This is a genomic window from Amycolatopsis sp. cmx-8-4, assembly GCF_046548675.1.
Classification (GTDB): Bacteria; Actinomycetota; Actinomycetes; order Mycobacteriales; family Pseudonocardiaceae; genus Amycolatopsis.
On sequence record NZ_JAEBDZ010000028.1, the window covers coordinates 105,957 to 117,488 of the forward strand.

Annotated in this window: 11 protein-coding genes; 7 read left to right on the forward strand and 4 right to left on the reverse strand. The window is 66.4% G+C overall.

Translation table 11 applies throughout. The features are described 5' to 3' along the window. Nucleotides 1-18: 18 nt before the first annotated feature. Entirely contained in the window at nt 19-504 is a 486-nt protein-coding gene (locus ACLJQZ_RS39410; protein ID WP_410625701.1) for a hypothetical protein, read from the reverse strand. A gap of 572 nt (nt 505-1,076) precedes the next feature. Here ACLJQZ_RS39410 and ACLJQZ_RS39415 point away from each other — a divergent pair. Both ACLJQZ_RS39415 and ACLJQZ_RS39420 read left to right on the forward strand, forming a co-directional pair. Continuing rightward, nucleotides 1,077-1,904 carry an SAM-dependent methyltransferase gene (locus tag ACLJQZ_RS39415; protein ID WP_410625703.1) on the forward strand — a complete coding sequence of 276 codons (828 nt, stop codon included), beginning with the start codon at nt 1,077-1,079 and terminating at the stop codon, nt 1,902-1,904. A 115-nt stretch (nt 1,905-2,019) separates the two neighbouring features. Next, the gene (locus tag ACLJQZ_RS39420) at nt 2,020-2,811 is read left to right on the forward strand and encodes a Scr1 family TA system antitoxin-like transcriptional regulator (protein ID WP_410625704.1); all 792 of its coding nucleotides are present in this window, start codon (nt 2,020-2,022) and stop codon (nt 2,809-2,811) included. Nucleotides 2,812-3,589: 778 nt separating this feature from the next. On the opposite strand, the gene istB is transcribed toward ACLJQZ_RS39420, so the two are convergent. Together istB and istA are read right to left on the reverse strand one after the other, a co-directional pair. Further along, the gene (gene istB, locus ACLJQZ_RS39425) at nt 3,590-4,318 is read right to left on the reverse strand and encodes an IS21-like element helper ATPase IstB (protein ID WP_329057901.1); all 729 of its coding nucleotides are present in this window, start codon (nt 4,316-4,318) and stop codon (nt 3,590-3,592) included. A gap of 59 nt (nt 4,319-4,377) precedes the next feature. Then, the gene (gene istA / locus ACLJQZ_RS39430; protein ID WP_410625707.1) at nt 4,378-5,895 is read right to left on the reverse strand and encodes an IS21 family transposase; all 1,518 of its coding nucleotides are present in this window, start codon (nt 5,893-5,895) and stop codon (nt 4,378-4,380) included. 266 nt (nt 5,896-6,161) lie between these two features. Between istA and ACLJQZ_RS39435 the strand changes: the two genes are divergently transcribed. Genes ACLJQZ_RS39435 through ACLJQZ_RS39445 form a run of 3 tightly spaced genes read left to right on the forward strand, consistent with a single transcriptional unit; the run spans nt 6,162 to nt 8,722 of the window. After that, nucleotides 6,162-6,461 carry a hypothetical protein gene (locus tag ACLJQZ_RS39435; protein ID WP_410625709.1) on the forward strand — a complete coding sequence of 100 codons (300 nt, stop codon included), beginning with the start codon at nt 6,162-6,164 and terminating at the stop codon, nt 6,459-6,461. Then, nucleotides 6,461-8,158 (forward strand): alpha/beta hydrolase, encoded by a 1,698-nt coding sequence (locus ACLJQZ_RS39440; protein ID WP_410625710.1) that lies wholly within the window; start codon nt 6,461-6,463, stop codon nt 8,156-8,158. The genes ACLJQZ_RS39435 and ACLJQZ_RS39440 overlap by 1 nt, the downstream gene beginning before the upstream one ends. A gap of 57 nt (nt 8,159-8,215) precedes the next feature. Continuing rightward, entirely contained in the window at nt 8,216-8,722 is a 507-nt protein-coding gene (locus ACLJQZ_RS39445; RefSeq protein WP_410625712.1) for an LppA family lipoprotein, read from the forward strand. On the opposite strand, the gene ACLJQZ_RS39450 is transcribed toward ACLJQZ_RS39445, so the two are convergent. Next, complete coding sequence (locus tag ACLJQZ_RS39450; protein ID WP_410625713.1) at nt 8,704-8,928, reverse strand: hypothetical protein; 225 nt, start codon at nt 8,926-8,928, stop codon at nt 8,704-8,706. The two genes, ACLJQZ_RS39445 and ACLJQZ_RS39450, sit on opposite strands and share 19 nt — an antisense overlap. Nucleotides 8,929-9,152: 224 nt before the next feature. Here ACLJQZ_RS39450 and ACLJQZ_RS39455 point away from each other — a divergent pair, with 224 nt between their 5' ends. Continuing rightward, nucleotides 9,153-10,400, forward strand: coding sequence for an IS110 family transposase (locus ACLJQZ_RS39455; RefSeq protein ID WP_410625715.1), 1,248 nt, complete (start codon nt 9,153-9,155; stop codon nt 10,398-10,400). A 336-nt stretch (nt 10,401-10,736) separates the two neighbouring features. Next, nucleotides 10,737-11,471 (forward strand): SDR family oxidoreductase, encoded by a 735-nt coding sequence (locus ACLJQZ_RS39460; RefSeq protein ID WP_410625717.1) that lies wholly within the window; start codon nt 10,737-10,739, stop codon nt 11,469-11,471. Nucleotides 11,472-11,532: the final 61 nt, after the last annotated feature.

Here is an 11,532-nt window from a genome sequence, read left to right on the forward strand (position 1 = left end):
GTACACCATTCGACGAGGTCAAAGAGGAACGACCAAACGCGGTTTGCCCTGTTCAGCCGCGTAATTGAGCGTATACCAGGTACCCCTGGCCTGATTGTTGCCGCGCGGAAAGCCAATCACCAGTTCGCTACGGTCCACCATCCATCGGTTCCGAGCGTGGTATGCGGCGGTACCGAGAGCACCGGCACGGAGTTCGACGACGTCAGCCAGGCGGCCCGCTTGGCGCCAGGCACGGATCGCGTCCACGGCCTGCGCCGGTTGATCGGCCACCGTGCACGGAACGACGACGCACAGCTCGGAGGCCGTCCGCTCGCAGAGCCAGGTCAACGCGGCAGTGTCGATGCCGACGGCGCCTCCGACGTGGAAGCGCGCGTCGGCGTCCGCGAACGGTCGCAGGTAAGCCTCGAAAAGCGAATCGACCCGCTCCAGGTCCGGCTCGACGATGGAGCGCGTTCCAGTGATCGTCACCCGCCGTCCCAACGCCACCGCATCCTCCCGTGTCACCGAATGTCATCTCCCCCGAAGCCGCTGACCACGGTCTCATGAGCGCAGGTTCGACGGAAAGATCAAGGAGCGGTACGTGGGATCCGATACCGACGCGACAGAAGTCGCCGGAGTGCTGTGCGGTTGCGCTGTCGGCTTGGTCGCACTCGCGCTCTGCGCTTGGTGGTCATGGGCGCGATTCGCCCGGCCGCATGGTCGGCACGCCCACCTCGGTGTGCGCACCTCAGTCACCAGTCTCCCGCACTACGCGCAACCAGCCGACGGTCTGTCATCGGGACCGACACAAAGCCGGGCGGCGCAGCCGGACCGGTCGGCCCGCGGTCATACCGAAGGTTCCGTACAGCCGATGCTCGCGTCCTCGCCGGCACCGCCAAGAGCGGTCCACCGGGCCGCAGTCGTCGCTACGTTCTTCGACTCCCCGACGCATCGCGGCTTTCCGCCCATCACGTGCCCCCTGCCACGTGATCCCGAAGCTTGGGCGCCGCATCGTGGAAGCCTCCTCTCGGAGAGCACAGCCCATGTCTCGAACGCCTGAACGGGCACAGGCGTGGAAGAGGCCCGTCGGAACCGACTTGACAAGGGCGAACCTGCCCTACCTGTACGACGCCTTTCTCTACGGGAAGGACGCCCACGGCATCGAGCTCGAAACTCGACGTCACCTCGAAGCTGTCTCCGAGGACATCGGTTACGTCTTCACCTCCGAGCAAGCCGCCCACCTGCGGGTCGCCCGCTACCTCGCCGGGTACGTGAACCAGCTCGTCATCGCCGGGGTGGCCCTTCCTGGCCCTCGCGCCGACGATCTCCATCACGTCGTCCGCCGGGCCAACCCATCGGCGGCGGTCACCTACGTCGAACACGACCCGCTCGCGGCCGCCGTTCTGCGCGCCATTTCCGAAGATCGCTCGAACAACGTCCTGGTCGTAGAGACGAACCCGCTCGACCCGGCCAGGATGTGGATCTCCCTGCGCAAAGAGCTGGCCACCGCACCGGCCCGCCCGATCGGGTTGCTTCTCGGCGGTGTCTTGTCGTTCCACGGCGGAGCACGCTCCGACGTGGTGGACGTTGTCCAGGCCCATGTTGCGGCCTTGCCCGCCGGCTCGTTCTTGGCCTTGACCCACCTCTTCGAACCCGAGTCCGCCGAACTCAAGGCCGTCGCCACGGCGCTGGAGGACAGCCTCCGGACGAGCGCCCTCGGCCGCGGCACCGTCGCCACCCTCGGTGAGATCGAAGCCATGTTCAAAGGCACCTGTCTGCTGCCACCAGGCATCGTCCAGGTCGACGCCTGGTGGCCTGAGGGTCCATGCGCCCCGCACGACGCCGCGCCCCTCGTGGTCGCGGCCGTCAGCCGGATCCAGCCCGCGCACTCACCCGCAGGAGTTCCTGGCAGCTCGCCCTCCTGAGCGGCGAGGCCCGGACATGCGCGCGCCCGCCGACCGCGTAGCGGGTCGGGTTGCCGACGTAGCTCGAAGTGCTTTACCGCGCAAATCCACGACCAGAACGGAACAGCCTCGCACCATGTCCATAGAGACGCCCCGGCCGGCAGTCATCGCGGTCGCACACACGCTCCGCAAAATCCGCGAACAGCGGGGCCTCAGCCTTCGCCACGTGGCCAGGATGGCGAAAATCAGCGCATCCAAACTGTCCGGGCTCGAGACCGGCGGCCGCCGACAGAACATCACACTGGTGGCTTATCTCCTCGGCATAATCGGAGCCCCCATTGAAACACTGAACCACATCCTCGAAATCGCAGACCACGGCAACGAGCCCGACTTCCTCGACCCGTCCGGGCGCGACGAGAACCTGCTGCGCGCCGCCTTCGAACAGTTGTCAAGGCACGTGTTCGAATGGTCGCCAAGTTTGTTCCCGAGGACACTGCGCTCCGCCGAATACTCCGATGCAATCCAGAAATCAGGGTTGCCCGAGGGCGATCCCGCCGTGAAGGGGTTCATCCCGGCAGCAGCTTGCACCCGACCGACGGGCGTATCAGAACCTCTGCATTCGTTCCTTCTCGGCGAAGCCGCCACGCGACCCGGCGTCTGCTCCCCGGAGGTGCTCTACAACCAGATCGAGGAAGTGGCGACCGTGTCAAAACTGATGCCCATTTCCATCAGCGTCGTTCCGGCGTCCTACTGTTCGACCGGTCTGGTCGAGCCGTTCACGCTGTACGAAGGTCACACTGGCGCTATCGCCGTCGTCGTAAAACACCAGCGAGGCGTCGCGTTCCTCACCAACAAGATATCTCTGAAGCACTACACGAAGACCGCGCAGTGGTTGCGCAGCGGCCGCACCGACAACCCTTGGCCCTGACCGGCACTCCTCCAGCATCCACTGACCGCAGCAAACTCCTGAAAGGCCCGACGTGCTTTCAAGATCCTCCTCAGCATGGCGCCTTCAGACGCGACCCTGTCGATGACGGTCGTGCTCGCCACGATGTCCGCTCCAGTCGCGATCGCGGCCGGCCCTTCAACTCGCCGACAACGCTCGCCGCCGATCGCGACCGTCCCCACCGGCACGCGACCCACGAACCGACGCCGCGCCTCGGTCGGCGCGGAGTCACCTGGTTCCACCACCACAAGAGCTCTTGCAGCGGGTCCTCGACGGACTCCGCAACCTGCCCTGATCACCTGCGCCCGAGCGGAGATTCACCACCGTGTGCATACAACCCGTTGACCTACTTCAGAGGCCTCGATCGCTGGCGATCTCCGCCGTGGCCTGGATACTCGCCGTGCTCCACGTCGGCTCGACCTCACAAGAGGACGACACCGTCTCACCCGAAGCCGCGGCACGCGACTTGCAGCTGGGCGCGGACGTCCTCCGGCAAGGGCTCGCCGACGGGACTGTTCCGCCGACAGCCGATCGCCTGGCCGAGCGGCTGGAACAGCTCGGGTCCCGGATCCGTTCCCTTCCGACGCCGCCGAGCGATGCGGATCCGGGCTCCGATCGGGCTGAGTAGAACTACTCGATCGGGTACAGTGTCAATGGCCAGTTTGTTCTCCCCGTAGGCGGCCAGATGTTCTCCCCGCTGGCGGCCAGTTGGATCTCCCCAACGGCGGCCAGATACTTCCCCGCCTAGTGGAGCTGGTGGTCAGTGCAGCGGTCTCACCCCCTGACCGGAGGTGGCTTGGGCGAGGCGGAAGCTGTCACCTTGGGTGACGACGACGTGGGCATGGTGCAGGAGCCGGTCGACCGTGGCGGTGGCCAAGGTTTTCGGCATGATCTCGTCGAACCCGGAGGGGTGCAGGTTCGAGCTGACGGCCAGCGCGCGTCGTTCGTAGGCGGCGTCGACCAAGCGGTAGAACCCTTCGGCGGCGTCGGGGCTGACCGGCAGCAGCCCGATGTCGTCGATGATGATCAGGTCGGTGCGGATCAGCCGGGCCAGGGCGCGGGTGATGGAGTCGTCGACCCGGTGCCGGCGGACCAGCGCGCCGAGGTCTTCGATGGTGAACCACGCGACGGTCAGCCCGGCCTCGATCGCGGCCTGCCCGAGCGCCTCGCAGAAGTGCGATTTTCCGGTTCCGGACGGGCCGCAGATGCAGAGATTTTCCTTGTTCCGCACCCATTCCAGCGTTTTCAGTGAGTCCTGGGTCGGGCGGGCGATGGAGGAGGCTTGCTCGTCCCAGTCGCCGAAGGTCTTGCCCGCGGGGAACGCGGCGCGTTTGCGGCGGGTCCGCAGGTTCGCCGCGTCCCGCCCGGCTGCTTCCTCGGCCAGCAGCACCCGCACGACCTCGGCCGGGTCCCAGCGTTGCGCCTTCGCGGTCGGGATCAGGTCGGTCAACGCGCGCCGCAGGTGCGGCAGTTTCAGCCGTTTCGTCAACGCGACAGCTTCGGCAAGTGGGTCGCCGGCGGAGCCGGCGACACGGAGTCCAGAGGTCATCACAGGTCACTTTCAGGGTCATTGTCGCTGGCAGGGAGGCCGAAGTTCGACCAGGCGGAGGTGCCCGGCTGCAGGCTGTGGTCCTCACTGGCCCGCGAGGGTTCGGTGGTGTCGCGGCCGGTGTGGTGGGTCAGGATGCGGATCAGGTCGTTCTCGGCGAACCGCCCGGCGATCGCCGCGATCCCGAGCGCCTGGTCGACCTCCGTGGCCGGGTGCAGCTTGGCCAGGGTGACCGCTTCGGCCATCTTCGGGCGGATCCGCCGGACGCCGTCGGCCGCGGCCTCGGTCAGCCAGGCCGCCGCGCCGCTGCCCAGCGCGAGGAACGCGGCTTCCTCCGGCGACGTGGCCCGCGGAACGCGGTCGCCGTGGTGATCAGCGCGCGGCGGGTAGTGCTCGTCCTGGATCGACGGGTTTCCCGGTGTCGAGCGAGCGTGCCGGGCGACCTCGGCCGGGCCGTTCTCGTCGACCGCGGTCACGATCAGGTCATCGCCGTGGAAACGGACCCAGACTCTGGTGTCGACCAGCGGGTGCGGCACCGAATACCGCACCCCTTCGACCGAGACGGTGCCGTCCCAGTTGACCCGGCGGGTGGTGCCGAACGCGACGGTGAACGGCCTGCGGGTCAAGGGATGCAGCCTCGTCTGCTCTTCCGCGAGTGCCTCGACCGGACGGCGGTTCGTCTCGCGGTGAGGCCGGTCGTTGACCTGTTCGCAGAACTCGCGGCAGGCGGCCTCCAGGTCGCCGAAGCTGTGGTAGGCCTCGAGCAGGTTGGTGTCGGTGGGGACCAGATCCGCCTTCGCGATCCGCACCGTCGCCTCCGAGCCGCCCTTGGTCTGCGGGTCCGCCGGGACGCAGGTGCGGATCGTCAACCCGTAGTGCCGGCCGACCTCGACGATGTCGGGGTTGCGGACCGCGATCGAGGCGACATGGTCCACCGACACCGTCTTTTCGTTGTCGGTCAACGCATACGTCGGAACACCCCCGATCCGCCGCAGCGTGGTGTCCAGGCAGGCCACGATCGTCGGGAGGGTCTTGTCCATCACCGGGATCACCACCCGGAACCGTGACCACGCCAGCCACGCGCACCACAACTGGGTCTGCCGACCACCGATTTTCGGGCCGTGGCCCCAATCCCACTGCAACCACAGGCCCGGCTCCACGACCCACGGCCGGAACACCCGCCGCTGTCCCACCCGCAGCCGCTGCTTGACCTGCGCGACCACCCGGCGAGTGGTGCGTTCACCACCGGTGAAACCCATCGCAGTGATCCGCCGATGCACCACGTCCGCGCGGACCTTCCCGTTCGATCGCACCACCAGCTCTTCGATCTTGGGCAGGTACTCGTCGATCGGGCGAAGTCGGTGCTCCCGCGCGACTGGGCTCTCGCCGCCCGCCCGCAGGGCCACATACCGCGCGACTGTGTGGTGGTCGCACCCGGCCAGTTCGGCCGCCGCGCGGTAACTCCCCGTGAGGTCATATGCCTCGAGGATCTCCATGATCTCCCTGCTGCTCTTCACGCCGTGCAGCCTCGCCGCACGACATCCCGGACTGTCTACCGGGGAGATATCTGGCCGTCCACGGGGAACCCGGTGGCCATCAGCGGGGCCATATCTGGCCGCCTATGGGGAGTATTCACTGGCCGCTGACAGTACAGGTAAATCGGCTCGATCCCGTTTCCGCAGCTCATGGCCCACGCAACAGGGTTGAGCCCATCGGCGGCGCTGTCGTAGTGTGACCGGGTGGTTACCAACGACGGGGAGGCCTTGTGAGCTCGGGGTACCAGGTGGTGATCGACAACATCCGCAGCACCGGCCAAGCTGCCGCGCACGTAGCGGAGGGGCTGCGGGGCGCCGACTGCGCAGCCACGGTGCCCACAGGTGATCTAGGGATGCCAGGGTCACGAGCAGCGCTGACGATGGCCCAGGTCAAACACGCTCTCGTGCAACGCGAGACCGGGTTCGAAGCCCGGCTCGACACCCACGCAGGCAACATGGCCCAAGCAGCCGACCGCTACGTCCGTCAGGAGTCCGCAGCCGCGGCCGACCTCACCACCCGCGCCTCGGGTCCGGTGAAGGCCACCTGATGGTCACCTGGGCCGAGGCCACCCGTTGGAACCCGGCCGCACTCCAGAACGCCGTCGGGGCGATCAACGCCGCCTACAACAAGCTGGTCGCCTGCTCCGACGACCTGCGCGACATCAACACCCCCGACGGCTGGCACGGCACCGCCGCAGGCGCCGCCACCGGCGAGGTGAACCAGATCATCGACGGCCTCGAGGAATACGCCGCCGACATCGCCGCCCTGCGCCGCGCGGCCGCCGACACCGGCGACGCGATCTCCGGCGTCCAGAACGGCGCCCAGGAAGCCGAAGCGATCGCCGCGAGCAACCACTTCACCATCGCCGCCGACGGCGCCGTCATCGACAACGGCGTCACCGGAGTTCCGGCCGAACAACAGCAGCTCGTAGCCGAAGAACGCACCCGCCTCGCCGAAGAGCTCAAAGACCGGGTCGAAGAGGTCCTGCGGCAAGCCACCGACATCGACAACGACCTGTGCGCGGTCCTGGACAAGATCCAGTCCGGGCACGTCATCGACGCCACCTCCAACGACAACGAGAACACCAGCCTCGCCGCGGCCGGCAACTCCGGCGCCGCCAACGCGGCCCTCTCGATCCTCGCTCCTCCACCCGTCGACACCGACCCGTCGATGAACGCCGCCTGGTGGGCCGCCCTCTCCGACGGGCAACGGCAACGCCTGATCGCCGATCACCCGGACTGGGTCGGCAACCGCGACGGCGTCAAAGCCGCCGACCGCAGCACAGCCAACCTGAACCTGCTCGACCAGGAGAAACGCGCCTTCACCGCCGACCTCGACCGGCTCAAACACGACAACGGCGACACCGACGAGATCGCCCGCATCGAAGAGCGGCTGAAGGCCCTCGACTCGATCACCGGGATGATGCACAACCCCGACGGCAGCCTCAACCCCAACCGGCAACTGATGTCGCTGGACATGACCGGCGACCACCCGAAGGCCGCGATCGCCAACGGCGACGTCGACACCGCCCAGCACGTCGCCGTGTTCACCCCCGGCATGAACTCCACCGTCATGGGCAACATGAACGGCTACGTCAACGACATGCAAGGCGTCCGCCACAGCGCCGAAGACATGCTGCGCCGCGCCGGCGACATGTCGAACGTCGCCACCGTCACCTGGATCGGCTACGAACCGTCCAGCTTCGACGACTCGAACTCGATGCTCGGCCTGATCACCGGCGAGAACGCCGACATCGGCGGGGACAAGCTCGCGAAGTTCGACCAAGGCATCAACGCCTCCCGCCCGACCGACCCGCACTTCACCGCACTCGGGCACTCCCAAGGCTCCATCGTGACCGGCGTCAGCCTGACCCACAGCGGCACCGGAGTCGACGACGCCGTCGTGTTCGGCTCCCCCGGCATCGCGGACCACTTCGGGATCGACAACACCGCCGCCGACCTCAAAGTCCCCGAAGGCCACGCCTACAACATCACGGCCGACGGCGATCCCGTCGCCCAATGGGTACCGGAGACCTGGCGCTACGGTCGAGCTCCATACGCGATGGACGGGATGACACAGCTGTCGGCCGACGCGGCCACCGGACCGGACGGCACCCCACTCGCGTCCTCGCACGGACACAGCGAATACACCCGCACCACACCCGAAGGGGTCGACAGCACCAGCAAGCACAACATCGCCGCGATCGTCGCTGGCAAGCCACAGCTCACCGTCCCCGCCCACTAGAAAGTTGACCACGTGTTGTCACGAGCATGGCCCCTCGCCGCGGCACTGACCGGCGCCGTGCTGCTGGCCGGGTGCAGCGACGGCCATGAGTACCTTGATCCTCAACCCACGGGACCCTCGATGTCGAAGCAACAACAGCAGGCCCAGCTCGCGACCCGGCCGACGCTGAACGAAGCCATCGCCGGCTACGAGAAGCTCCGGGTCTCGATCCGGGAGCGCCTCACCGCGGACTTCGGGGTCGCGCAGTGGACCGAGGAGCCCAACTCGGCCGAGTTCGGCGGCTGCGCACCGCAGTTTCCGGACCTGACCGAACAAGAGGCCAGCAAGAAGTTCCTGTCCCGATGGTCCGCACCGACATCCCTTCTGTCCTCTTGGGACCAGGTGAAACGTGTCGTGCGGGAGGTCGCGGGCGGGCACGGATTCACCACCGTGGCCCTCGACACACAGCACGCCGACGACGCCGAGCTCAACCTCACTGACCAACTGGGCGCACAGCTGTCAGTCGGGTCGGGAAAGAACACCGTGATGTCCCTGACCACCGGATGTCACCTGGTGAAGAAGTAGCCCACGCCCCGACAGCTGACTGTATTCGGTAGTGCTGGGTCGTCACCAAGCGGCGGCGTTCCGGCCAGCTCGGCGATCTCCGGATCCTCGTCGCCTTCCCACAGCAGGCTGGCCGCGACATCCGGCCAGTCGCCCGGCTCGAAGCAACCGCAGCGTTCGGCCGCCCTCGCGACCAAGAACGCCATCCGCACCGAAGCATCGTCCACCCATCGACTCTAAGTGCCTGGGCGGTCCTGCCTGTCAGCTGGCTGTCAACGATCAAGGCGAGGACAGCTCACTGCTCGCGGCTACTTGAGACTGGGCGGCAGGACCAGGTCCGGCCAGACTCTGGTTCAGGTGCTCGGTGAGTCGCTCCCACATTGCGGCTGCCCGCCGGTGGCATTGGCGTGGCTCTCTCATGGCATGCGTCTCGCCGAGCACCGCGCGAGGAGTGGCTGAAAAGGGGTTTGTTCTGCTCGAAGTAGCGGTGCCCTCCTTGCTGACCTCGTCACGTCGAGGCAAGGAGAACCGCATGCCGATGATTATCGGGATGGATCCGCATAAGCGTTCGGCCACGATCGAGGTGATCAACGAACGCGGTGACATGGTCACGGTCGGGAAGTTCGGCACTGACCAGCTCGGCTATACGGAAATGCTGTCGGCCGGGCGTCGGTTCACCGAGCGGGTATGGGCAGTGGAAGCTTGTAACGGCGTCGGCCGGCATATCGCCCACCGGCTGGTCCATGACGGTGAGATGGTGCTGGACGTGCCGGCGAAGTTGTCGGCGCAGGTGCGGGTGTTCGCCACGGGCAACGGCCGCAAGACCGACCCCGTCGACGCGCACTCCGTCGCCTTGGCCGCGTTGCGCGCACCGAACCTGGTCCGAGTCCAGGCCGATCCTGAGCTGGTCGTACTGGGCATGCTCGTTGATCGCCGTGACGAGCTCGGTCGCGCCAGGACTCAGACCGTCAACCGTCTTCACCGGCTGCTGCTGGAGCTGTTTCCCGGCGGTGCGAAGAAGTTCCTGTCCGCGACACAGGCCCGTGCGCTCGTGGCGACGGTCAAACCGCGGGATATCGTGGGCAAGACCCGCCGCCGTCTGATCGTCGAGTTGATCACCGAACTCAAGACGATCGACAAGAAGTCCAAGGCCGCCGACAAGGATCTTCGCGAGCTGGTGATCGCCCGCGGATCCACGCTGCTGGACCTGCACGGCATCGGCCCGTCCGGCGCCGCGCGGCTCCTGGCCGACGTCGGCGACATCCACCGGTTCGGAAACCGGGATCGATTCGCGTCCTGGAATGGCACCGCACCGCTGGACGCCTCGTCCGGCGAGCAGCAACGGCATCGTTTGTCTCGTGCCGGTAATCGCCGGATCAATCGGACCCTGCACATCATGGGCGTCGTCCAGCTCCGTAATTCCACCGCCGGCCGCGTCTATTTCGATGGCAAGAAAGCCGCGGGCAAGACGTCGATGGAAGCGATGCGGGCCCTCAAACGACGCTTGTCGAACGTCGTCTACGCCCGCATGCTCGCCGATCAGAAGCGGCGTGAGACGGCAGGTTCGGGAGGGCACTCGGGGACGACTCTGCAATCCAGCGTGACCGGCCTGACCCCGGACACCGGCCCTTCGGACAAGCCACAACCCGAACCTGCCAACGACCAGCCTACCCCCGGCCACGGCCGCCCCTTGACATAAAGGGGAACCATGAGCGTGCGTCGTGCTTGACGGAGGGGGTCTCTTTGCGGCGTGGAGCTAGAGGCACTCGTACTCCTGCTCCCTCGGTGTTGGTCGATCCAGCCTTCAGGTCACTGAACTGCGACGATAGAGAATCCGCCGGCTCCGGGTGGTGTCGTTAACCATGCTCGCTGTGCCGGTCAGTCTTGTACCAATAGGGCTCTCTGCGCCGAACGCAAAGAACCGGCAGTAACGAAGATGACCTGGGCTGCGAATATTAGGTGACCTCAATCACATACACGAAAGCCGACCACTACGATGACCGACCGGGGCACGAACAACCTACGGCGACGGCGCATGATCGTGACCGGTGGCTCGGCGGGGATCGGTCTGGCCCTAGTGCAGCTGCTCGTGAAGCGCGGCGTCGACGTAGTGGTGCTTGATCGACAACCCTGTCCTGTTCGAAGCGTGCAGTATGTCGAGGTCGACATAGCGGACGAATATGGCCTTGCTTCGGTGATTGCAGGGTTGCCAGCCGAGATCGGTGGACTGGCGAACGTCGCCGGTCTGCCGGGCACGGCCGACCCAGTTCAGGTACTCGCGACTAATCTGCTTGCGCCAATGCGGCTAACGCGCTCCCTGCTGACGCGCATGTCTCGCGGTTGCTCTGTGGTCAACGTCTCCTCAATCTCCGCAGGCTACGGCGCCCTGCCTGAATTTGCACAACAACGGCTCCTCAACCTACGCAGCGGCGATGACCTGGCTAAATGGCTCCGCGAGCACCCTCTGACTGGGGGCCAGGCATACCGCATCTCAAAGCGTGCGGTCTCGGTGTGGAGTGGCAACTTGGCTGCAGAAGTCGTAGGCAGAGGGGTTCGCGTGAATTGTGTGAGTCCGGGACCGGTTGACACGGACATACTTAATGACTTCAAGGCCAGCATGGGCAACTCCGCGATCGACCGGGCGGAGCGAATCCTCGGTCGGCACGCTAGGCCTGAGGAGATCGCCGAGGTGATCGCCTTCTTGCTAGTACGGCAGCCGCAGTGTGTGACCTTGCGGCGTGTCGTTGTCATGAAGGCGGCCACCGCGTGATCGACTTCAAGGTGTGTTGGATCTCGAAGAGGACGCGGTGGCCGCGTCGTGGACTGTAGTT

What these genes read in the sequence shown, in the direction of transcription:
- ACLJQZ_RS39460 (WP_410625717.1), top strand. Translation starts at nt 10,737, where the DNA reads ATGATCGTGACCGGTGGCTCGGCGGGGATCGGTCTGGCCCTAGTGCAG.
- ACLJQZ_RS39440 (WP_410625710.1), top strand. Translation starts at nt 6,461, where the DNA reads ATGGTCACCTGGGCCGAGGCCACCCGTTGGAACCCGGCCGCACTCCAG.
- ACLJQZ_RS39420 (WP_410625704.1), top strand. Translation starts at nt 2,020, where the DNA reads ATGTCCATAGAGACGCCCCGGCCGGCAGTCATCGCGGTCGCACACACG.